Annotated in this window: 17 protein-coding genes; 9 read left to right on the top strand and 8 right to left on the bottom strand. The window is 65.3% G+C overall.

Translation table 11 applies throughout. From position 1 onward, the window contains the following. Positions 1-18 precede the first annotated feature (18 nt). From IAG41_RS07670 to IAG41_RS07660, 3 genes are all read right to left on the bottom strand, one after another. The gene (locus IAG41_RS07670) at positions 19-1167 is read right to left on the bottom strand and encodes a dipeptidase (RefSeq protein ID WP_316251110.1); all 1149 of its coding nucleotides are present in this window, start codon (positions 1165-1167) and stop codon (positions 19-21) included. A gap of 258 nt (positions 1168-1425) precedes the next feature. After that, on the bottom strand, positions 1426-2454 hold the full coding sequence (locus IAG41_RS07665; protein WP_410468081.1) for a dipeptide epimerase: 1029 nt from the start codon (positions 2452-2454) through the stop codon (positions 1426-1428). A gap of 15 nt (positions 2455-2469) precedes the next feature. Further along, the gene (locus IAG41_RS07660; RefSeq protein ID WP_187728041.1) at positions 2470-4455 is read right to left on the bottom strand and encodes a serine hydrolase domain-containing protein; all 1986 of its coding nucleotides are present in this window, start codon (positions 4453-4455) and stop codon (positions 2470-2472) included. A gap of 175 nt (positions 4456-4630) precedes the next feature. Between IAG41_RS07660 and IAG41_RS07655 the strand changes: the two genes are divergently transcribed. Next, positions 4631-5248 carry a helix-turn-helix domain-containing protein gene (locus IAG41_RS07655; protein ID WP_187728040.1) on the top strand — a complete coding sequence of 206 codons (618 nt, stop codon included), beginning with the start codon at positions 4631-4633 and terminating at the stop codon, positions 5246-5248. 129 nt (positions 5249-5377) lie between these two features. On the opposite strand, the gene IAG41_RS07650 is transcribed toward IAG41_RS07655, so the two are convergent. Continuing rightward, positions 5378-5680, bottom strand: a complete 303-nt coding sequence (locus IAG41_RS07650; RefSeq protein WP_222950588.1) for a hypothetical protein — start codon at positions 5678-5680, stop codon at positions 5378-5380. A 15-nt stretch (positions 5681-5695) separates the two neighbouring features. Then, the gene (locus IAG41_RS07645; protein WP_187728039.1) at positions 5696-7198 is read right to left on the bottom strand and encodes a murein L,D-transpeptidase; all 1503 of its coding nucleotides are present in this window, start codon (positions 7196-7198) and stop codon (positions 5696-5698) included. Between the two features lie 209 nt (positions 7199-7407). Here IAG41_RS07645 and IAG41_RS07640 point away from each other — a divergent pair, with 209 nt between their 5' ends. The 8 genes from IAG41_RS07640 to IAG41_RS07605 all read left to right on the top strand — a co-directional run bounded on the left by IAG41_RS07640 (position 7408) and on the right by IAG41_RS07605 (position 19385). Beyond that, a complete protein-coding gene (locus tag IAG41_RS07640) occupies positions 7408-8748 on the top strand; it encodes an MFS transporter (protein ID WP_187728038.1) in 1341 nt (446 codons plus the stop codon). A 53-nt stretch (positions 8749-8801) separates the two neighbouring features. Beyond that, positions 8802-12200, top strand: a complete 3399-nt coding sequence (locus IAG41_RS07635; protein WP_187728037.1) for a glycosyl hydrolase 2 galactose-binding domain-containing protein — start codon at positions 8802-8804, stop codon at positions 12198-12200. Continuing rightward, positions 12167-13651 (top strand): carboxylesterase/lipase family protein, encoded by a 1485-nt coding sequence (locus tag IAG41_RS07630; protein ID WP_187728036.1) that lies wholly within the window; start codon positions 12167-12169, stop codon positions 13649-13651. Before IAG41_RS07635 ends, IAG41_RS07630 begins: the two co-directional genes overlap by 34 nt. After that, the gene (locus tag IAG41_RS07625) at positions 13648-14370 is read left to right on the top strand and encodes a GDSL-type esterase/lipase family protein (RefSeq protein WP_187728035.1); all 723 of its coding nucleotides are present in this window, start codon (positions 13648-13650) and stop codon (positions 14368-14370) included. The genes IAG41_RS07630 and IAG41_RS07625 overlap by 4 nt, the downstream gene beginning before the upstream one ends. Beyond that, positions 14367-16319 carry a glycoside hydrolase family 97 protein gene (locus tag IAG41_RS07620; protein ID WP_187728034.1) on the top strand — a complete coding sequence of 651 codons (1953 nt, stop codon included), beginning with the start codon at positions 14367-14369 and terminating at the stop codon, positions 16317-16319. The genes IAG41_RS07625 and IAG41_RS07620 overlap by 4 nt, the downstream gene beginning before the upstream one ends. 76 nt (positions 16320-16395) lie before the next feature. Then, entirely contained in the window at positions 16396-16839 is a 444-nt protein-coding gene (locus tag IAG41_RS07615) for a cupin domain-containing protein (RefSeq protein ID WP_187728033.1), read from the top strand. Between the two features lie 9 nt (positions 16840-16848). Continuing rightward, positions 16849-18006, top strand: coding sequence for a Gfo/Idh/MocA family protein (locus IAG41_RS07610; protein WP_187728032.1), 1158 nt, complete (start codon positions 16849-16851; stop codon positions 18004-18006). Positions 18007-18020: 14 nt separating this feature from the next. After that, positions 18021-19385 (top strand): Gfo/Idh/MocA family protein, encoded by a 1365-nt coding sequence (locus IAG41_RS07605; RefSeq protein ID WP_187728031.1) that lies wholly within the window; start codon positions 18021-18023, stop codon positions 19383-19385. A gap of 304 nt (positions 19386-19689) precedes the next feature. Here IAG41_RS07605 and IAG41_RS07600 read toward each other — a convergent pair whose 3' ends face one another. The 3 genes from IAG41_RS07600 to IAG41_RS07590 are packed head-to-tail and all read right to left on the bottom strand — an operon-like array spanning position 19690 to position 21991. Then, a complete protein-coding gene (locus IAG41_RS07600; RefSeq protein WP_187728030.1) occupies positions 19690-20367 on the bottom strand; it encodes a hypothetical protein in 678 nt (225 codons plus the stop codon). 44 nt (positions 20368-20411) lie between these two features. After that, on the bottom strand, positions 20412-21191 hold the full coding sequence (locus IAG41_RS07595; protein WP_187728029.1) for a putative bifunctional diguanylate cyclase/phosphodiesterase: 780 nt from the start codon (positions 21189-21191) through the stop codon (positions 20412-20414). Further along, positions 21125-21991: a diguanylate cyclase domain-containing protein gene (locus tag IAG41_RS07590; protein ID WP_187728028.1), complete on the bottom strand. Its 867-nt coding sequence runs from the start codon at positions 21989-21991 to the stop codon at positions 21125-21127. Before IAG41_RS07590 ends, IAG41_RS07595 begins: the two co-directional genes overlap by 67 nt. Positions 21992-22454 lie beyond the last annotated feature (463 nt).

Below are 22454 nucleotides of genomic sequence, written 5' to 3'. Positions count from 1 at the left end.
CCCCCATTTTCGTGGTTGTCAGCCGCCCCATGTGCTGGCCAGAAGTCGACGGAAGTTTCCGCCCAGGATCGCGGCGATGTTCGCGTCGGAATAATTGCGCCGGATCAGTTCTTCGGTGAGATCGTAGATCTTCTGCGGATGGTCGTAGCCATCGGTGTCGATCTTATCGCGGAAGGCGTAGCTCGCTTTATATGCCGCCTTGAGCTGGGCATACATTTCGGGCGGCATGTCCTCATAGCCGTTGAGATCGGCGTCGGAGCCGATGCCGACATGGTCCACGCCGACCAGCTTCACGACATGGTCGATATGATCGACGATCTGCGGAATGCCGGTGGGCTCCTTCGCGCTCACGAACATGCGCACGCCGGTGATCCCCATCACGCCTCCCTTGGCCGCGAGCGCCCTGATCGCCTCGTCGCTCTTGAGCCGGGGATGATCGACCAACGCCCGGCAATTGCTGTGGGTGACCGCGATGGGCTTGGGCGAGAGCGCGATGGCGTCGAGCGTGGTGCGTGCGCCGCAATGCGAGACGTCGACCAGCATGCCGACTTGGTTCATCGCCTTGATGATCTCCACGCCGAAATCGGTGACGCCGCCGTCGACGCGCTCGGTCGATCCCGTGCCGAGCAGGTTCTGGCTGTTGTAGGTGAGCTGCGAGACGCGCTGGCCGATCTGGTAGAACAGCTTCACGTCGGCTGGCGTGCGGAAATGCTCGCTGTTCTGCAGGCCGAGGATGATCGCGATCTTGCCCTGCTTCTTGGCGCGATCGAGATCGGCGGCCTTGTCGACCAGCGTGAACAGATGCGCCGCGCGGCCGATATAGCCCTGGCTGAGCGCGATCCATTCCAGCGTGTCCTCATGCGCGGTGGGACCGCCCATGCCGACCGAATGGTGGAAGCCCGTGATGCCGCACGCGCGGAAATCGGCTTCGTCCTTGGTGGTCATCGCCGCGCCGTAGAATTGCGGGCGATCGTCGATCTTGAGCACTTCGAGCATGTCGATGACGAGCGAGGACCGGACGAGATCGACGGCGCGCTTCGAATAGGTCCGGGGAGAGGCCGCGGACAGCCGGTACGCCCCGAGATTGATCATCGGGAAGCCTGTAGCCGCGACTAGAGCCGCGCCGCCCAGCATGTGGCGACGCGAGATATGCGGCAATGCGGGCACTGCCTTTCTCCCTGACTGTCATATTTTCTAAATGGGATGTTATTATCCCAATCAGAGAATTGTCAAATTTATTATGTAGAGATTTTCGTGTGGTGCTCGAACGGATCGACGTTCGAGATGGAGTGTCACGATCTCTCCCTCCGTCACTCCGGACTTGTTCCGGAGTCCACTCGGCATCTGGGTGAGGCACTAAATCTCTTGTCCTTCCCGCGCGGCACGGTGGACCCCGGAACAGGTCCGGGGTGACGGCAAAGACAGTCAGCTGGTTCCAACAAATGCCGATTGGCGTTCCGTTCCAGCCGCAGCGCGGCCCCAAACGTCTTCGCCGCAATGGATCAGGCCGTCGGCATAATGGATACCGGGCGTGCGATCCTTGGCGAGGAAGGTGGGGCCGTCGAGATCGACGATGTCGCAGAGCTGGCCGAGCAGATAAGCGGGCGCCATCGCCAGGCTTGAACCGACCATGTTGCCCACCATCACGTCCAGCCCCAAGGCCCGCGCCTGGCGGGCAATCTCGAGCCCCTCGGTAAGCCCCCCGCATTTGTCGAGCTTGATGTTGACGACGTCGAACCGGCCGGCGAGCGCGGGCAGCTCGGACAGGTCGAGCGCGCTCTCGTCGGCGGCGATGGGGACGGGCGAATGGAACCCGTCCAGATCAGCCTCGCAGCCGCGTTTGAGCGGCTGTTCGAGCAGCGCGACCCTGGTATCGACGAGCGTTGCGATCAGCGGTCCCAATTCCTCGATATCGAAACCCTGATTGGCATCGACACCGATCCAGCAATCCGGGCGCGCGGCGCGGACCGCGCGGACGCGGGCGATATCGATATCCAGGTCGCCCGTGAGCTTGAGCTTGAGCGCGCGGGCTTGCGCATAGGCGATCGCGGCCTCAGCCATCGCCCCGGGCACGTCGGCGCCGAGCGTGAAGGTGGTGAGGAGCGGCCCGGGCGCGGGCAGGCCGGCAAGCTCCCAGACGGGCTTGCCGGTGCGGTTGGCCTCCAATTCCCATAGCGCGCAGTCGATCGCGTTGCGGGCGCCGCAGGGCGGGAGCGCGCCCCGCAGCGCCTCGCGGGTGATGCCGGCTTCGACCGCACCCCGGACTGCCTCGATCGCCGCCAGCATCGCCGGCGCATCGTCGCCGGTATAATAGACCCCTGCCGCCTCTCCGCGTCCGGTGTGCGTCCCGTCCGAGAGGGTGACCACGACCGCGGGCACTTCGGTGAAGACATGGCCCGCGATGCGGAAGGGCTTGGCGAAGGGGAGCGGCTCGAGCGCCGCCTGCAGCAAGATCCGCTCCCCCACCGGTCAGAACGCCGTGCCGAAGCTGACGAGCTTGTAAGCGAGCGTCAGCCAGAGGACGAAGAAGGCGGCGAGCACGAGCAGCACGGCCCAGAGCTTGGAGAACCAACTGCGCTTGCCCTTGAATGCGAGCCACAGGTTCCACACCGCCAGCCCGAACAGCCCGAAATAGGCGAGCGTGCCGACGAACTGGAGCAGCAGGATCAGCCAGTCATATTTGCCGTGCGTTTCGAACTCCTCGAGCGAGGTGACCACGAAGGCCCAGCCGGCGAACACCAGCAGCACCAGCCACGAGAAACCGCGGACATAGCGATAGGTGCGGCGCTGCTCGCCCTCCAGCGCGAACGGGGCGGCGAAGCGGCGGCGGGCGATCGCATTGATCGGCCAGGACAGAGCGGTGATCGCGATGACGCCGAGCCCGATCAGGAACACCGGCAGCAGCCAGGCGCCGTCGAGGTACCAGGGGGTGCGATCGAACACCATGAAGGGCGAGATGTCGTCGACCGACCAGCGGACGACCTTGCCGTTCTCGACCTTCGCGGCGAGCCGTTGATGGCCGTAAGCGTCTTCCCAGACAAAGGGCTGGGTCTCGATCCACTGGCGCGGCTGTCCGCCAAGGCCGGGCAGGGCGGAGAGCAGCGGACGGCCATTCTCGTCGATCCCGATCGTGGTGCCGCCGAGCAGGCTCACCAGCGAGGCGAAGCTCGAATCGATCCTGCGGCTGTTGGTCCAGTTGCCGGCCAGCAGCTTGGCATGTTCCTTGGCGGTGGGCAGCTCGACCGGCGGCTTCTTGTCCGCAACGGGGAAGTAGCGATCGGCGAACTGATCGAGCAGCGCGCCGCGGATCGCGCCGGCGGCATTGTCCTTGCCGCGGCTGTTCATCGAGATGAAGATGCCGATCTTCTCGGCCGGAAAGATCCACAGATCGCTGTGGAAATAGACCGTGTCGCCGCCATGCGCGACGGTCGTGCGGCCGTTGATATGCTGTTCGTAGAAGCCGAGCGCCATGCGGTTGACGCCTGGCAGGATGTTGCCGGCGGGGGTGTGCATCAGGCGCGCGGTCTCGGGCTTGAGCAGCGGGCCGCCGTCGTTGAGATGCGCGATCATGAACTTGGCCATCTCGTCGCCGCTGGCGGCGAGCGCGCCGGCAGGGGCGAGCGAGATCATCTCGTAGCGCTCGGGCTTGCTCTTCCCCGGCGAATAGCCCTGCGACATGAAGGGCTTGAGATTGGCGGGGAGCGGCTGACGGAACGTCGCATATTTCATGCCGAGCCGGCCGAAGATGTTGCGCTCGATATAGGTGTCGAACTCCATGCCGGAGACGCGCTCGACGATGTAGCCGGCCAGCGCGGTGGCATAGTTGGAATAAGCGGGCGTCGAGCCCGGTGCGTAGATCCGCTCGGGGATGCGCTTCTTCAGCTCCGCGCCCAGCGGCGTGACATTGTCAAAGGAAAGGAGGCCCTTGATGATCTCCTCGAAGCCGGCGGTGTGCGTCATGATCTGGCGCATGGTGATCGGCTGGCCCTTATAGGGCGGAATCTTGAAGTCGAGATACTGGTTCACATCGGCGTCGAGATTGATGCGGCCGGCTTCCACCAGCTGCATCACCGCGGTCCAGGTAAAGAGCTTCGACGTCGAGCCGGGACGGAAAAGCGTCGTCTTGGGATCGACCGGCTTGCGCGCGGCGACATCGGCATAGCCAAAGCCGCGCTCGGTGAGGATCTGGCCGTCCTTGACGACGACCACCACCGCGCCGGGCACGTCACCGCGGGCGAGCGCATAGGGCATATAGCCGTCGAGCCAGGTATCGACGTCCTGCTTGGTCAGCGCGGCCGCGCCCGCCGGGAGCGCGACCGCAGTGGCCGGGGCGCCGGCCGCCGCCTTCTCATTGGGCGCGGGGACCGGCGAAAGTGGTACTTGGGTAAGCGCCGGGACGGCGACAGCCGCTCCCAGCAAACCGGCCGCAACGAACTTGAGCACGCGCTTCCACATGATCTTCCCCCTGGTCTCGTGCGGGACGTGCCCGCATCGTTTGATTTGCGCCCCTAATCCGGAGCGGCTACCCTATGCTTATATGCACCAGTCACATCCTGATCAGGACATAATGATCCTGTTCGGAAAATTGTCAAACATTGCGTGAAGGAGAGGCGCCGCTGTGGCGACGCGTGTGAAAACGGATCAGCCGACGCTGGGTACACTGCTCAAGGCGCTGCGTTCACGAAACGGATGGACGCTCAAGGAAATGAGCGACCGCAGCGGGATTCCGGTATCGACCCTATCCAAGGTCGAGCATGACCGGCTGACGCTCACCTATGACAAATTGCTCCAGCTCAGCCAGCGGCTGAACATCCGCATGTCCGAGCTGTTCGCCGAGAATGACGCGAGTCCCGAGGTGGCGGTGACCGCGCGGCGCAGCATCGGCGATCTCGATCGCGCGGTGCGGGTGAACACCCCGAATTACGACTATTACTATCTCTGCACCGAGCTTCGGCGGAAGCGGATGATCCCGATCATCACCCGGATCCGCGCCAAATCGGTCGCCGAGTTCGGCGAGCTCGTCCATCATCCGGGCGAGGAGTTCATCTATGTCGTGGCGGGCCAGATCGTCGTCCACACCGAATTCTATGATCCGGTGACTCTCGACGAGGGCCAGTCGATCTACATCGATTCGAACATGGGCCACGCCTATCTCACCGCCGAGGGCTGCGACGAGGCGGTGGTGCTGGGCGTGTGTTCCAGCGCCGAGGACGGGCTGATGGATTCGCTGATGAACCTCCACGGCTGAGGCCGCGCTCCTAGAGCGTGCCTGATGAGGCTCAGCCGTGCTCCCGCGAAAGCAGGAGCCCAGAGTTAAGTGGGAATCGCGTGTGGCCCTGGGCTCCTGCTTTCGCAGGAGCCCAAAGATCCTGAAGGCTTACTGGACGGGCTGGCCGCTTTCGTTGCCTTCGTCGCGCGAGACCCGCGCAGTGTCGCCGGTGGCGTCGGCATCGTCCTGGGTCTGCGCTTCGGGCGCGAGCTCGACCGGCGCGGCGGGGGTCGCTTCCACGGTGTTGGTCGGGGTAGCCGCGGGCATTTCGGTCGAGACGTTGACCGGCACGTCCTCGGGCACCGTGATGTTGGTCAGGTTCGCGTCGGGCGCGGCTTCCTCATCCTTGTGCCCGCATGCCGCGAGCGAGAGGCCGGCGGCGGCGAGGAGCGCGATAGTGCTGATCTTCATGGATTTCCTTCCCTGTTAACGTGCGGCGACGGCGGCGGCCGTGATTGCGGAGCGCTTCTCGACCTTGGCCGCCAGCGTGCCGTCCCAGCCATAGGGATCGGCGCGGAAGTTCATCGTGCCGTTCGCGCTGGCGAAGGCGGTCCAGTAGAGCAGATAGACCGAGACCTGGTCCTGCTCCTGCAGCGGCACGCGCTGGGTCTTGCCCGTGGCGACCGCGGCATTGATCTCGTCGGGCTGCCAGGCGGGATCGTTGCGCAGCAGCAGTTGTGCCAGCGGGCCGGGCTTCTCCAGGCGGATGCAGCCATGGCTGGCGAGCCGGCTGTAGCTCGCGAACCCCGTCTGGACCGGCGTATCGTGGAGATAGACCGCGTAAGGGTTGGCGAAATCGAACTTGTAGAGCCCGAGCGCGCTGCGCGGCCCCGGCTGCTGCTGGAGCCGGCGGCTCGTGCCGGTGCCGATGATCTTGTACCCGGTCTTCTTCAGATAGGCCTCGCCCTTGGGCCACAGCTCCTTGGCGGCGATGCCGGTTGGGACGTTCCAGGGCGGGTTGAGCACGATCGAGTGGATACGCGACTGGAGCATCGGCGTCTCGTTGCCCGGACGGCCGGTGACTGCTTTCATCGAGGCGATCGGGGCGTCGCCTTCGAACACGGTAAGCACCGCGGCGGCGATGTTGACCTGGATGCGCTTGGCCGGAAGCGCCTCGGGCAACCAGCGCCAGCGCTCCATGTTCGCCATGATCTGGCGGACGCGATCGGCGGCGGGCACGTTGAGCGCCGCCAGCGTGCCGGTGGAGACCACGCCGGTGGGATTGAGGCCGTAGCGTTTCTGCGCGCGGACCACGGCTTCCTGAAGTTCCTTGTCGAACTTGTCGCCGGTGGCGGCCACGTCCGAATCCTCGACCGCCAGCCGCTTGCGCAGCGCCGCGACGCGCGGCCCACTGGCGCCGATGCCGAGATCGGGGCCGGCCGGAAGCTTGGCCCAGCCGCCCTTGGCCTCGATGTCGCGATAGATGGCGAGGCCCTTTTGCAGACCGTCATAGCCAGAATAGGGCGGCGGCAGCGAGCGCAGCCAGGCGGCGATGCGATCGCGCTTCACCGCGTCGGCGAAGCCCGGCAGCGGATCATAGGCGGCGGGGCGCAGGCCCCAGTCTTCCTGGAAGTCGCTGGTGTCGAGCCGGCCCGAATGCACCGCGCGCGCATAATCGAGCACCGCGCGGACGAGCGCGACATTGTCGGTGGGAAGCGGCGCGGGGGTGCCGTCGTGCCGCAGGCCCTGCGCATAGCCCGAATCGGCGAGCAGCTTGGCGACCTGCGCCGCCTGGCCGGCATTGAGCACGGGGAGCGGGATGATCGGCGGGGGCGGCGGCACGACCTGGATCGTCGGCGGCACGGGCACGGTCTGCGCGGGTGCCGTCTGCGCAGGTGCGGCTTTCAGCGCAGGCGCGACCTGTTGCGCGAGCAGCGGCCCGCCGACCAGCGTTACTGCCAAAGTCCAGGCAGTAGCGTTTCGCAGCATGCGTTTATTCCGATCAATCACGCCCATAGCCTTTACGCGGCTCCCAAATTACACAGCGGGTGCTGAATCCATGCCCCTAATAGGCGAAGGCGGGGCATAAGCGCGAGCGCGAAAGACGCCCATTCGTCGCTTACCGGTCGCTTGACATTGGCAACGTTGTCGGGGAGCGTCGCGCCGCAACCAGAAAAGACCTGCAGGAGAGAGCAGCTTTGGCATCCGCACGATCAACACAGACGACGCTGGCGTTCGCCGCCGTCACCACTTTGTTCTTCGCATGGGGTTTCATCACCTCGTTGGTCGATCCGCTGGTCGCCTCGGTGAAGGGCATATTCACGCTCACCAATTTCCAGGCGCAGGCGAGCGCCTTCGCCTTTTTCTTCGCCTATTTCGTCATGTCGTTTCCCGCGGCGGCGCTCGTCGGGCGCCTGAAGGCGGTGCCGTCGATCATCGCCGCGCTGTGCACTATGATCGCGGGCTGCCTGATCATGCTCGCCGCCGCGAACGTCGCCAATTACTGGCTCGTGTTGCTCGGCCTGTTCGTGCTGGCAAGCGGCATCACCATCCTGCAGGTTGCGGCCAATCCGCTCGCCGCCGCGCTCGGCAATCCCAGCGGGAGCCATTTTCGCCTGGTGCTCAGCCAGACCTTCAACTCGGTCGGCACCTTTCTAGGCCCGCTGATCGGCGCGCATCTGTTCCTGAAGGGCGTCGAGGTGAAGTCAGGCACCGTCGTCACTTCGGAGGTCCGGGCCCAGGCACTGGCCGGCATCGATTCCGCCTATTTCTGGATCTGCGGCCTGATCGCGGCGCTCGCGGTGTTCTTCTATCTCAGCCGCCGCGTGGTGACCGAGGCCGCACCGACGCCTGCCGCTGCGACCTCGGGCCTGTTCTCGGCCTTCTCGTCCAAATGGGCCCTCTTCGGCGGCCTCGCCATCTTCCTCTATGTCGGCGCCGAAGTCTCGATCGGCACCCAGATGGCGCTCTTTCTCAATGACAACAGCGTATGGGGCCAGTCCGACGCGCCCTTCGGCGTGCCGCTGCTCGGCTATCTGATGGGCAGCGACGGCGTGCACGGCGTGTCGCTCCAGGAAGCGGGCAAGGCGGTCGCCTTCTACTGGGGTGGCGCGATGGTCGGGCGTGCGCTCGGTTCGCTGCTGCTCACCCGTGTGAGCGCGTGGAAGCTGCTCACCCTGTTCACCGCGGTCGCGGCCGCGATGTGCGTCTATGTCTTCACGGTGGGTGGCGTGACCGCCGGCTTCGTCGCGCTGCTGATCGGCTTGTTCAACTCGATCATGTTCCCGGTGATCTTCACGCTGACGCTCGAGCGTTCGACCGCAAGCGAGGAATCGACGTCGGGCCTGCTCTGCACAGCAATCGTCGGCGGCGCGGTTCTGCCACTGCTCGTCGGTCAGCTCGCCGACCAGCACGGCTACGCCTTCGCGCTGATCGTCCCGGCGCTCTGCTATGGCGTGCTCTGCTTCTTCGCGATCGCGTCGGGGCGTGCGAAGCCGGTGCGCAGCGAGGACGAGATGACGGGAGTTTCGCTGCACTGACGCATACAGGGTGACGGCCCGGGACAGGGCCGCGCCGTCCCAGGAGGGTGGATATGACGAAGCTTGGGTGGGGCCTGTTGCTGGCCGGCGTTTCCGCTTCTCCCGCCTGGGCGCAGCTGCCCGACAATGGCGGGCCCTATAATGCGAGCTTCCTCGCCGGCGGCATCGGCATCGAGCGCGATCTTGGCAATGCCGAAGCGCTGGTGCGCGAGGGCGGGGCTTATACGATCTCGGCCTGGGTAAACCCCGATGCGGTGCAGAAGGGCCTGGTGCCCTTGATCGTGGTCGGCGATGCGCAAGAGCTCGACTGCCGCTGCATCATGCTGCGCGATGGCGCGCTTATGGTGCGAGACGGCGATCGCGGGATCGTCACCAAGTTCGCAGTGACTCCCGGCAGATGGACCCACATTGCACTCACGTCGGACGGGGCCACGATCAGGGTTTATGCGAATGGCCGCGAAATCGAATGGGCCTCCACCCGTTCCGAGCCGGTGCTGGCAAGGATCGGCATCGCGCCGGTCACCCGCAAATATTCGCATTTCGGAGGATCGTTGGTCGAGGCCAGGGTGGTGGTTGGTGCGGGTACCGCCGCCGATATCGCTGCGGCTGCCAATACGCCCCCAAAATTCGAGCTGGTCCAGATGTGGCGCGTCGGCGTCGGATGGGAATGGCAGAAGACCGCCAATACCGGCTATTGGCGTCAGCAGGACCCCTGGACTTTGCCCCAGGCCAAGGGACCAGGGACCAAGCCAGTCGCCAGGCCGGTGCCCGATGTGCCGGCGCTCCAGCCGCTCGGGCCGGCTCGCTGGGAGATCAACGGCTGGCGGCTGATCGGCGCGCCCGATGTAGCGGGGAAGGGCAGCGACTTCTCGCGCCCCGGCTATGACGCCGGGAAATGGTACGCCGCGACCGTACCGGGCACGGTGCTGACCACCCTGATCGATCGCGGCGTCTATCCGGACCCCTATTACGGCCTCAACAACATGGCGATCCCCGAGAGTCTGTCGCGGCAGGACTGGTGGTATCGCACGAGCTTCGCGGTGCCGAAGGAAGTGGCGGGCAGGAAGCTGACTTTGGTCTTCAACGGCATCAACTATGCCTCGGAGATCTGGCTTAACGGCACGCGGATCGGCGACACGCATGGCGCCTTCACCCGCGGCCAGTTCGATATCGTCCCGACGGCGGGCGAGAATGTCATCGCGGTCCGCGTATCGCCGCCGCCGCATCCGGGCACGCCGCACGAGCAGTCGATCAAGGCGGGCGTCGGCCTGAACGGCGGCCAGCTCGCGATCGACGGGCCGACCTTCGTCGCGACCGAGGGCTGGGACTGGATCCCCGGCATCCGCGACCGCAACACCGGCATTTGGCAGCGCGTAGAGCTCCAGGCGCATGGCGATGTGCGCATCCTCGACCCGCAGGTGATCACCGATCTGCCGCTGCCGCGCACCGACAGCGCCGACGTCTATGTCAGGGTGCCGGTCGAGAATGAAGGCCGCACGCCAGTGGAGGTGACGGTGCGCGCCGAGTTCGACGGGCACCGGCTGGAGCAGGCGATCACCGCCTATCCCGGCATCACCAAGGTCGGCTTCGCGCCGGTGCGCGTCGACAATCCGAAGCTCTGGTGGCCCAATGGCTATGGCGAGCAGGCGCTGCACAATCTGCATGTCGAAGCAGTGGCGGGCGGGCAGTCGTCCGACACCAGGACGGTGCGTTTCGGCATTCGCGAGGTCAGCTACGATCTCTCGCTGTTCGACGGCGCGGGCAAGCTCCGCCGCGTCAACGTCCAGACCACCGACGGCGGTCTCAAGGGCGAGAAGCTGATCGACGTCAGCCATTTGGGCATCAAGGAGAGCCCGCGCGGCTTTGCGGAATCGCTTACGCAGGCGGGCGAGAAATCGCCGGGCGTCACCAGTCTTGGGCCCGAGGACACGCTGCCCGAGCCGCACCTCGCCATCCGCGTCAACGGTGTGAAGATCGCCGCGCGCGGCGGCAGCTGGGGGATGGACGACGCGATGAAGCGCGTCGGCCGCGAGCGGCTCGAGCCCTATTTTCGCCTCGAGAAGGAGGCGAACATGAACATCATCCGCAACTGGATGGGGAACAACACCGAGCCCGAATTCTACGACTTGGCCGACGAATATGGGCTGATGATCCTCAACGACTTCTGGCAATCGACCCAGAATTTCCAGGTCGAGCCCGAGGATCCCCAGCTCTTCCTCGCCAACGCCCGCGACACGATCTCGCGCTACCGCAACCACCCCTCGATCGTCGTCTGGTTCGGCCGCAACGAAGGCGTGCCCTATCCCATCCTCAACGAGGGTCTGGACGACGCGGTGGCCGAGCTGGACGGGACGCGCTGGTATACCGGCAGCTCGAACACGGTGAATCTGCAGGGCTCGGGTCCGTATAATTATCGCCCGCCCGAGGGCTATTTCACCGATCTCGCGACCGGCTTCTCGGTTGAGACCGGGACGCCTTCGCTTGCCACCAAGGAATCGATCGCGAGCTATGTTCCGCAGGCGGACCGCTGGCCGCTGAGCGATACGCTCGCCTATCACGACTGGCATTTCGACGGGAACGGCGACACCAAGACCTTCATGGCGACGCTCGACACGATGTTCGGCGCGGGCACCAGCTTCGAGGATTTCGAGCGCAAGGCGCAGATGATGAACCTCGAGACGCACAAGGCGATGGTCGAGGGTTTCCTGGGGCATTTGTGGACCAAGAACAGCGGCCGACTGTTCTGGATGACGCATCCGAGCTGGCCGTCGAATTCCTGGCAGCTCTATTCCTGGGACTATGACACCCATGCCGCCTATTACGGGGCGAAGAAAGCGGCCGAGCCGGTGCATATCCAGCTCAACCTGCCCGACAATGCGCTGGTCGTGCTCAACACGACGCAGGGCGACCTCAAGGGGCTGACCGCGACGACGCGCGTGGTAAGCCTCGACAATCGCGAGCTGTTCGCGCGGAGCGATCGCGTCGATGCGCTTGCCAATCGCGCGACACCGTTGCCGGCGGTGCCGCTCGACGGCCTCTATGCGCAAAGCCCGATGGTGCTGGTGTCGCTGAAGCTCAGCGATGCTTCGGGCAAGCTCGTTTCCGAGAATTTCTACTGGCGCGGGAAGGAACCGGCTTCGTACCGGGCGCTAAATGATCTTGTCCCCGTCCGGTTGGGTGCCCGGGTGGACACCGCCCCGGACGAGGGCAAGGATAAGCGTGTGCGCATTACCCTAAGCAACCCGGGCCTGGTGCCTGCGCTGGCCGCCAAGCTCACCTTGGTAAACGGCAAGGGCGCGCGGATCTTGCCGGCTTTTTACAGCGACAATTATGTTTCGCTGCTGCCGGGCGAGAGCAGGGTGATCGAGGTGCGCTATCCGGCGGAAACCAAAGGCCTGCCGCATTTCACCATGGACGGATGGAACGTGACGCCGCAGCGCTTCCCCAAGTGATGCTTGCCGCGCTCGCGCTGTTGCTTGCGGCGCCGGACGCGCCGCAGGTTTCGACCAGCGATGGCATCGTCGCGGGAAGCGCAATGCCGGGTGCGAGCATTTTCCGCGGCATTCCCTTTGCCGCGCCGCCGACCGGCGATCTGCGCTGGAAGGCGCCGCAGCCGGTGACGCCCTGGCAGGGCGTGCGAGCGGACAAGCCCGATGCGCCGGCATGTCTGCAGAACGACTATGGCTGGAACCGGGGCGACTATCTCCGCTCGGCGGAGGACTGCCTGACGCTCGACGTGCGTACACCCGATGTGGCGGGCAAGCGGCCGGTGATGGTGTGGATCCATGGCGGTTCGAACCGGGCGGGGTCGGCGCGCGGCACGGTGCAGTCGCGGATTACCGACCAGGGCGTGGTGCTGGTGGCGGTCCAGTATCGGCTCGGGATCTTCGGCTTCCTGCCGCATCGCGGCGCCGCGGCCGAGACGGCCGGTACCGCCGGCAATTACGGGCTAATGGACCAGATCGCCGCGCTCAAATGGGTGCGGGCGAACATCGCGAAGTTCGGCGGCGATCCGGCGAACGTCACGATCTTCGGGGAGACCGCGGGATCGCAGGATGCGTCGCTGCTGCTCGCCGCGCCGCAAGCGCGCGGGCTGTTCGCCAAGGCGATCCTCGAGAGCGGCACGCCGGGCTTCGGGATGCCCTTCCGCCCGCTCGCGGAAGCGCTGGCGATCGGCGACCAGGCGGACAAATTGCTCGATACCGGCGGATCGATCGCCGAGCTGCGCAAGCGCCCGGCACAGGCGCTGCTGGCGGCGGACCTGAAGCTCGCGGACGCGAGCCTCTTCACCAACGATTATCTGTGGCTGCGCACCACGATCGACGGCGCGGTGCTGCCGCGCTCGCCGCGCGACTTGCTGGCTATGGCGCCGAAACGGCCGGTGATTATCGGCAGCAACCGCGCCGAATTCGGTCCCGGGCCGGGAGAGGCCGACTGGCCAGTCGTGCTGGCGAAGACTTTCGGCACCAATGCGGCCAGGGCACGCGCCTTCTATCGGCTCGACGATCCAGCGCGCACCGACGATCCGCGGCTCGGTCCCCCGGAGCTCGAATATTCGACCGACTGGATCTTCCGCTGTCCGGCCGGGCGGCTGGCCGATCTACTCGCGGGCAAGGGGGCGCCGGTATGGCGCTACGAGTTCGACGCGGCACGGGACGGCGGGCGGACCAGCCACGCGGCGGAGATCGACTATGTCCTGGGAACCGCCCATTTCGCGCCGGATCTGCAGCTCCAGGACTATTGGGTCGGTTTCGCCAAAACGGGTGATCCGAACCGTGCGGGGCTGCCACCCTGGCCTCGGTTCGATCCCCAGGGGCAGCGCCATGTGCTATTCGACGCGGCGGGCGTGACGCCCGGCGGCAAACTTCGCGAACCCATTTGCTCGATGCTGGAGGCGTTATGACCGATCCCTTTCGCCGCGGACTTCTCGCCGCCGGCCTGTTGCTGCCCTTCGTCGCCCGCGCGCAGGCGCAGGAGAGCTGGGAAGACAAGCACCAGCGCCAGCTCAAGGAGGATTGGCCCTGGCTCGGCCGCTATGCGGACGACAATGCGAAGCTGCTCGCCTCGGGTGCCAAGACCAGCATCGTTTTCATGGGCGATTCGATCACCGAGGGCTGGCGCGACAAGAAGCCGGGCTTCTTCAAGGCCGGCCGGGTCTGCCGCGGCATCGGCGGCCAGACGACACCGCAGATGGTGCTCCGGATGATGGCCGACGTCGTCGCGTTGAAGCCGCGCTATCTCCACATCATGGCCGGCACCAACGACATCGCCGGCAACACCGGCAAGATGACGTTGCCCCAGACCTACGACAATCTGCGCATGATGACCGAGCTGGCGCAGGCGAACCATATCCAGGTGCTGCTGGCCAGCGTGCCGCCCGCCAACGGCTTTCCGTGGCGGCCGGGACTTCAGACCGTGGAGCCGATCCGCGCGATCAATGCCTGGGCCAAGGGCTATGCGAAACGGGCGGGGGCGACCTGGGTCGATTACACGCTGGTGCTCGGCGATGCGGACGGCGCGATGAAGCCCGGCCTCGCCTCCGACGGTGTGCACCCGACCGAGGCGGGCTATGACGCGATGGCGACAGTGATCGAGCCGCTGCTCCGGGCCCGCAAGATATGAGGCTGTGGCTCGGCGCGGGAGCGCTGCTGCTGGCGGGACCCGCGAGCGCGCAGACGCTCGAGGCGGTGTCGCCCGACGGAACCAACCGCGTCACGATGCAGGCGAGCGTCACTGGCACGCCGGTCTACACGGTATCGCGCGGTGGGTCGCTGGTGCTGGAGCGGTCGCCGATCCTGCTCGATCTCGAGGCCGATACTCTGGGTTATGGGCTAGCGATCACCGGCAGCGAGACGGCGAGTGCGGATACGACCTATCCGATCGTCGCAGGCAAGGCGGCGCAGGGCAGCGACCATTACAACCAGCTCACCGTCCATTTCCAGGAAAAGGGCGGCGCCAAGCGCAAGCTGGACGTGGTGCTGCGCGCCTATGACGATGGGGTCGCGTTCCGCACCGTGATCCCGGTCCAGGCGGCCACCGCCGCGGCGATCGTCCGCTACGACCGCACCGGCTTCTATTTCCCCCAGCCCTACAAATGCTGGGGCTTCAATGTCGGCAAGTTCGGATCGAGCCATGAGGGTGAGTTCGATCCGGTCGATACGACACGGACGCGCGAACATAACCTGTTCGACCTGCCGTTCGTCTGCGAGACCGGCAAGGCCGCGTTCGCGCTCGCCGAGGCCGACTTGCTCGATTTCGCCGGCATGTACCTCACCGGGCGCGGCGATGGCGGGCTCGGCCTGCAATTGAAGCTCTCGCCCTCGCTCGATGACAGCCGGGTCGCGGTCCGCACCCGGGTTGGCAGCCCGATCGTCACGCCGTGGCGCGTGGTGATGCTCGCCGACCAGGTCGGCAAGCTCCAGGAATCCACGCTCCTCACCAATCTCTCGAGCCCGTCGCGGCTCGAGGATACGAGCTGGATCAAGCCGGGTCTGGCGAGCTGGGACTGGTGGAACGGTCCGGTGATCGCCAAGCTGCCGGGCCAGCGGACCACCACCGACGTCGCCAAGGCGTTCATCGACTTCTCGGCCGCCAACGGCTTCCCTTACGCGATGATCGACGAGGGCTGGTATGCGGGCGCCGGCGGGGGCGGGGTGCGCCGCCCGGGCGTCGACATCACGCGCTGGTCCGACGCGATCAACCTCCAGGACGTGGTCGACTACGCCAAGGCGAAGAAGGTGCGGCTATGGCTGTGGACGCATTGGGAGGCGCTCGACGAGCAGATGGAGGACGCGCTCGCGCTCTACGAGAAATTGGGCATCGCCGGCATCAAGGTCGATTTCATGGACCGCGACGACCAGTGGATGGTCAACTGGTACCACAAATTGCTCGGCGCGGCGGCGCGGCATCATCTGATGGTCGATCTCCACGGCGCCTTCCCGCCGCGCGGCCTCACCCGGACCTACCCCAATTTCATGACGCAGGAAGGCGTGATGGGGGCCGAGTACAACAAATGGAGCCGGCGGGTGACGGCGTCGAACAACGTCATGCTCGCTTATACGCGCGGGCTGCTGGGGCCGATGGACTATACGCCGGGCGGCTTCCGCAACGTCAGCCCCGCCGATTTCCGCATCCGCAACGACCTGCCCTTCGTCCAGACGACACGGGCGCACGGGCTGGCGATGTACGTCGTCTATCTCTCGCCGCTCGGCAGCGTCGCCGACAGTCCGGACACCTATGCCGCCAGCCCGGCGGGGTTCGATTTCATCCGCGAGGTGCCGGCAAGCTGGGACGAGACGCGGTTCCTGGCCGGCGAGACCGGCGAGTATATCGTGCTTGTCCGCCGCAAGGGCACGCGCTGGTATCTCGGCGCGATGAATGGCGGCACGGCGCGGACGGTGACGATCCCATTGAGTTTCCTGGGAAAGAAACCGGTCACTGTGCGCATCTGGACCGATGGCGACAAGCCCGATGCGGTCAATCTCGCCACCCGGAAAGTGAGCGCCGCGGACAGCATCGAACTGCCGCTCGCGGCGACCGGCGGGGCTGTGACAATATTCTCAGACAAATAGGGTTCCCGACTCGAAAAACTGCGCTAAGCTTGCTGCCAACGACGCGGCATAACCCGCGCGAACCGGGAGAGATGCGATGGGGATCACACGCCGCGACGTGACGATAGCGCTGGGTGCGGCGCTCTGCACCGTGGCGGCAGCCGCCGTCGCGCAGACGCAGGACAAGTTCGGCCCGGCGGTGTTCGACTGGAACAAGATGACGGTCCAGAAGACCGATGTCGGCGCGATCCGCAACCTGATCCGCCAGCCCACCGCGACGCTCGACGAGCTCGAGATGCACATCACCACGCTCAACCCGGGCCTAGCCTCGCACCCTCCGCACCAGCATCCCAACGAGGAGCTCGTGATCATCGACCAGGGGACCGTCGAGACCCTGTCCGGCGGCAAATGGGAACGGCTCGGGCCGGGTTCGGTGATATTCAACGCCAGCAATTCGCCGCATGCGCTGAAGAATGTCGGCACGACCCCGGCAACCTATCACGTGATCAACTGGAAGACCGCAGCCACCCCGAAGAACTGAGGAGTAAGTATGGATCGCCGCTCGATACTGACCGGGGCCGGGCTGGCGGGCTTTGCTGCCGCACTGCCTGCTGATGTGCTTGCCCAGTCAACTGCCCAGGGAAATGCGCCTTCCGAGCAGGCCGCGCCGGCGGGACCCGAGCCCGAGGCCAAGCACCGCATCAAGTTCGGTGTGATCGGGCTCGACCATGCCCACATCTATGGCATGACCGACGCGGTGATCCGCGGCGGTGGCACGCTCGCGGCTTTCTACGCGACCGATCCCATCCAGATCGCGACCTTCCGCAAGCGCTACGGCAGCGACGTGAAGCTGGCGCGGAGCGAGGCCGAGATCCTCGGCGACAAGTCGATCCAGTTGGTGGCCGGCGCGCCGATCCCCGATCTGCGTGCGCCGCTCGGCATCCGCGTGATGCGCGCGGGCAAGGACTATCTCGGCGACAAGCCCGCAATCACCACGCTCGCCCAGCTCGCTCTGGTACGCAAGGCGGTGAAGGAGACCGGCCGCAAGTTCGCGATCATGTATAGCGAGCGGCTCGAATCGCGCGCCTCGGTCCATGCCGGGCAGCTCGTCGACGAAGGGCGGATCGGCAAGGTCGTCCAGACGATCAACATCGCGCCGCACCGGGTGAGCCCGGCCAGCCGACCCGAATGGTTCTGGGACAAAGCGAGATATGGCGGCATCCTGACCGATATCGGCAGCCACCAGGCCGATCAGTTCCTCTATTACACCAAGAGCACCAAGGCGCATGTCGTCGCCGCGCAGACCGGCAACCTCAACTGGCACGACAAGCCCAGGTTCGAGGATTTCGGCGACATGATCGCCACCGGCAATGGCGGCACCGGCTATATCCGGGTCGACTGGTTCACCCCGGACGGCCTGCCGACCTGGGGCGACGGGCGGCTCTTCCTGCTCGGCACCGAGGGCTATATCGAGCTGCGGAAGTACGTCGACATCGCAGGGCGCCCGGGCGGCAACCACCTGCTGGTCGTCGACAAGAAGGGGATGCAATATGTCGACTGCTCGAAGGTGCATCTGCCCTTCGGCCCGCAATTCGTCACCGATATCGTCGAGCGGACCAGCCTCGCGCAGGACCAGGACCAGGCGCTGCTCGCCGCCGAGCTCGTGCTCACCGCCCAGAAGAACGCCACGCGGCCGGTCACGGTCTGAGAGAGGGATTTGCCATGAACCAGGGGATTTCGCGCCGCGGTCTGATCAAGAGCGGAGCTGTCGCCGCCATCGCCGCGCCGACGATCGTGCCATCCAGCGTGTTCGGCCAGAACGCGCCCAGCAATCGCGTGACCGTGGGCGCGATCGGACTGGGGCGGATCAGCCGCATCCACGACATGAAGGAAATCCACAAGCACGCCGACGCGCAGATCGTCGCGGTGTGCGACCTCGATACCAAGCGGCTGGGCGCGGGCATGCAGCTGGTCGACGACCGCTACGCCGCGAGCACCGGCAAGAATTACTCGGGCACGCGTGGCTATACCGATTATCGCGAGCTGCTGGCGGCCAAGGACGTGGATGCCGTCCTGATCTCGACGCCGGACCATCAGCACGCGCCGCTGGCGGTGCATGCGGTGGGCGCGGGCAAGCATGTCTATTGCCAGAAGCCGGCCTCGCTGACGATTGCCGAAGGACGCAAGATGTCCGATGCGGTCAAGGCCTCGGGCAAGATACTTCAGATCGGATCTCAACAGCGCGGGCAGGAACCCTGGCCGCAGTTCCACCGCGCCTGCGAGCTGGTGCGCAACGGACGGATCGGCAAGTTGAAGCATGTCGAGATCGGCCTGCCGGGCGATCCCTCGGGGCCCGAGGCGGCAGAGATGCCGATCCCGTCGAACCTCAATTACGACGCCTGGCTGGGGACGACGCCCGAGGCCTATTACACCGAGATCCGCGTCCACCCGCAGGCCAGCTTCGAGGATCGCCCGGGCTGGCTGCGCATTGAGCAGTTCGGCGCCGGCATGATCACCGGCTGGGGCGCGCACCATGTCGACATCGCCCATTGGGGCATGGACATGGAGCATTCCGGACCGGTCGAGATCTGGGGCACCGCCGAATTCCCCAAGAGCGGGCTGTGGGACGTGCACGGGCCGTTCGAGACGCACGCCCGCTATGCCAATGGCGTGACGATGACGATTTCGGGCGTGTTGCCCAACGGGGTGAAGTTCATCGGCGACAAGGGCTGGATCTTCGTCACGCGCACGGGGCAGGTCTCGGCCTCGGATCCGTCCAAGGCCAGCGACGTGCCGCTCCTGGCGAGCGACCAGAAGATCCTCGACAGCGTGATCGGGCCGAACGAGGTGCATCTCTACAAATCCCCCGAGCAGCACCGCAACTGGCTCGATGCGATCCTCAAGGGCGTACCGGTGAGCGCGCCGGCCGAGATCGGCCACCGGGCCTGTTCGACCTGCCTGCTCCATCACATCGCGATGAAGACCGGGCGCCGGCTCAAATGGGATCCCAAGGCGGAGCGCTTCATCGGCGACGATGCAGCGAACGCGATGCTGGAGCGGCCGCAGCGGGCGAAATACGCGATCTGAACCGTTTGGGGCGACTACCCGTCCACCGCCTGCCGCTGGTTCCCCTCCGGTGGATCTAGGACGTAGACTCATAAAGTGCACCGTCCGGTTTCGCCCAAGCGCGGTCGTTCCGCCGAGATACGGCGTGTCTCCAAAGCCGCCGTTTGCACATGATGGTGGCTCGTCAAGCTGATTGGGTGTTGCTGGCCGCGACAGGCGAAGAACCGGCACTATTCGTGGATCTTCGAACTGGTGCGGGGGCAGCTTTTCGAGGCGCACTAGCAAACGCGCCAGCGGCTGTGGCTCCGAAAAACGTGGCCCGAACTTAGAACGCGAATTGGGCAAAGATGCGCGGCCCCGATTCGGCGCCATTGCCGTGCAGCCGCTGCAACCAAGCCAGCCCTAGCTCGACCTCGTACCCGTCGATCGGTAGCTCTGTAGTCAGGCTCGGTCCGGCATAATGTTGTCTCGCCGGCGCCAGAGCAGCTGCGCCGTCCAGGCGGGCTATCTGTCCCGACGCCTCGAACCCAAGCCAGGTCTCGCTACCCACTGAACGCTGGACCGACGCGGCGTAGGCCAACCCCGTCCCGTGCGAGCCGTCAGCGTTCGCGCGGCGCAGGATCAAATCCGCCTGAAGCCACCAGTCCCGCGCCCGCCGCTCAACGATCGCACGCATCTCTATGCCTTCGAAGCTGCCGTCTCGCCCGATCGACGCGTGCAGTCCGACGCCGATGCCAATCGGATGCACGTTGGGATCGATGGCGCGGTAGAGCAGGACCGGTCCGATGGATTCGAATCGGAGGCCGTCGCGGAGTCCCGCGAACTCAACCTCGGCACCAAGCGCCAGCTGGCCGGACACACCTACCAGCAGTTCCACGCTCTGCTCGCCGCCACCGCCGAAAGCGCCATAATATTCCGCCTGCCATTCGCCAGCCCCAGGCTCGATCTGCTCGAGTTGCTCGGGCCCTTCTTGCGCGAGCGACGGGCTCGCGACGAACAGCACGGCGGGAAGCAGCTCCCAAATCCACCGCCGGCGAAGTCTGTGCACTAACTTGCGTTCCGCTTGACAGCTGCGGTGCGGGTGTCGCCACCGTCGAGCATGTGCGCCGCCTCAATTGCCGGCGCAGGCCGCCCAAAAAGGAACCCCTGCGCCTGCTCGCATCCAAGCGCCCGCAGAGCATCAGCCACCTCTTCCGATTCCACCCCTTCGGCAGTTACCGGCATGCCGAGCGCCTTGCCGAGCCCCGCTACCGCGCTCACGATCTTGCAGCTCTCCGCGGTGTCCATCGACCGTACAAACGAGCTGTCGATCTTCAGGTGATCAAATTTCAGCTGACGCAGGTGCGACAGGCTCGAATAGCCCTTGCCGAAGTCATCCAGGGCGATGCGGATGCCAACGTTCTGCAACGACGCGAACACAACTGCGACCTGCTCGATATCCTCGATGATTGCGTTTTCGGTCACCTCGACGATCAATCGCTGGGGCGGGAAGCCTGTCTCTTGCAAAATGGCAAGCAGCCTCGCAGCCAACCAAGTATCCTTGAGCTGCACCGGCGAGATGTTGATCGACAACGACGTGTCGCCATGCCAGTCGCGCGCGGCGATGCAGCCTTGGCGAAGGATGCGGTGCGTCAGCGCATCGATCAGGCCCAGGTCCTCGGCGATTGGGATAAACTCGTCCGGGGGGATCGTGCCCCGGGTCGGATGGTGCCACCGCGCCAACGCCTCGAACCCGACGATCCGCTGGTCCGCAAGCGAGATTACGGGCTGAAAATAGGGCGTGACGTCGCCTCTCGCGATCGCGTCTCGCAACTCGGTCTCAAGCATCGAGCGGGCGCGTAGCCGCTCATCCATGTCGGCATGGAAGAAGCGGTGGGTTCCCTTGCCGGCGCGCTTGCCGTCATACATGGCGACGTCCGCCGCCCGCAGCAGGTCGTCGCCAAGCGTTGCGTCAACCGGTGCACGTCGATCCCCACCGTCGCGCCCAGTTCAAGCTTGCGACCACCGACCTCATAGGGGGAACTCAACGCGCGAATAATCTGGGCCGCGGTCCGTGCCGGTGCGTCGGTGCCGGGATCGTGCAGCATTGTCAGAACGAACTCGTCGCCGCCCACGCGTGCCGCCAGTCCGTGGCCGCTTGCGACGCGCTGCAGCCGCGAGGCAACCTCGACCAGCACCGCGTCGCCCGTGTCGTGCCCAAATACATCGTTGATCGGCTTGAAATGATCGAGATCGATCATGAACACCGCGCACTGACGGGTGGAATTGCGCGCTTCTTCGAGTAGCCCAGGAAGCTCCTCATGCAGCATGCGGCGATTGACCAGGCCGGTGAGCGGGTCGTGCCGCGCCAACGAGGTCGCGCGCGCCTCTGCCGCCTCCCGCTGGCCAATCTCGAGCGCCAAGTCCACCGATCGCCGAATTGCGAGAATCAGGGCCCCCACGCCGCCGAAGATCAACATGAAGAAATATTCGTCGAGCTGCCAAGCCTCGTGTTCCGCCAGGAACCCAGCCAGCCGTTCAAAGGCATCTAACCGCTCGAAGAGAATACCGAGCGCGATGGCTGAGCCGACGCAAACCACCAGCTCGTTCGGCCTGATCAGCTTGCTTCGTCCAACATACCTCTTCACTACTGGCCCCTTGCAGATGCAAGAAGTTGCCATCCGGTCAGAACCTATAAGGTACTGTAAATACTGGAGTACGCGTAATCCCCGCGGACTGTTGCTTGGCACCATTCCGTGCCGCGAGGAGCTGCTTTCGACAGAAGGCTGGCGCTAGGATCATGTCCGGAACCGGATTGTTAACTGCCGTTCGAACCTGTGGCAGTACAAAGGTCCGCTTTGCGGTTTTCCAGCCTAAAGCGGTCGGATGGGAAACCACCAATTCCAGTCGTTCCCGCTTAATGGGTTCACGACTTAGGTTGTACTGACATCGAGCTTCTTCCTGCCAGCAGAGAAGAGCAGGCAATGGCGGCCGTTCGGTCCTAGCCTGGCTTGATGCTAGCCATCCGCTTGCAATGTAGGGTTTCAGGGCCGATCCGGGGACCGGCTCTTTCTCATCGTCGCAGTCCCAAAAGCACCGAATTTCGGGGAG

It is taken from the genome of Sphingomonas sp. JC676 (assembly GCF_014489075.1).
GTDB lineage: Bacteria > Pseudomonadota > Alphaproteobacteria > Sphingomonadales > Sphingomonadaceae > Sphingomonas.
The sequence above is the reverse complement of the archived record's forward strand: the minus strand, read 5'-3'. Positions and strand labels throughout refer to the sequence as shown.

What these genes read in the sequence shown, in the direction of transcription:
- IAG41_RS07660 (WP_187728041.1), bottom strand. Translation starts at nt 4,455, where the DNA reads ATGTGGAAGCGCGTGCTCAAGTTCGTTGCGGCCGGTTTGCTGGGAGCG.
- IAG41_RS07650 (WP_222950588.1), bottom strand. Translation starts at nt 5,680, where the DNA reads ATGAAGATCAGCACTATCGCGCTCCTCGCCGCCGCCGGCCTCTCGCTC.
- IAG41_RS07645 (WP_187728039.1), bottom strand. Translation starts at nt 7,198, where the DNA reads ATGCTGCGAAACGCTACTGCCTGGACTTTGGCAGTAACGCTGGTCGGC.
- IAG41_RS07635 (WP_187728037.1), top strand. Translation starts at nt 8,802, where the DNA reads ATGACGAAGCTTGGGTGGGGCCTGTTGCTGGCCGGCGTTTCCGCTTCT.
- IAG41_RS07630 (WP_187728036.1), top strand. Translation starts at nt 12,167, where the DNA reads ATGGAACGTGACGCCGCAGCGCTTCCCCAAGTGATGCTTGCCGCGCTC.
- IAG41_RS07625 (WP_187728035.1), top strand. Translation starts at nt 13,648, where the DNA reads ATGACCGATCCCTTTCGCCGCGGACTTCTCGCCGCCGGCCTGTTGCTG.
- IAG41_RS07620 (WP_187728034.1), top strand. Translation starts at nt 14,367, where the DNA reads ATGAGGCTGTGGCTCGGCGCGGGAGCGCTGCTGCTGGCGGGACCCGCG.
- IAG41_RS07615 (WP_187728033.1), top strand. Translation starts at nt 16,396, where the DNA reads ATGGGGATCACACGCCGCGACGTGACGATAGCGCTGGGTGCGGCGCTC.
- IAG41_RS07610 (WP_187728032.1), top strand. Translation starts at nt 16,849, where the DNA reads ATGGATCGCCGCTCGATACTGACCGGGGCCGGGCTGGCGGGCTTTGCT.
- IAG41_RS07605 (WP_187728031.1), top strand. Translation starts at nt 18,021, where the DNA reads ATGAACCAGGGGATTTCGCGCCGCGGTCTGATCAAGAGCGGAGCTGTC.
- IAG41_RS07595 (WP_187728029.1), bottom strand. Translation starts at nt 21,191, where the DNA reads ATGCTTGAGACCGAGTTGCGAGACGCGATCGCGAGAGGCGACGTCACG.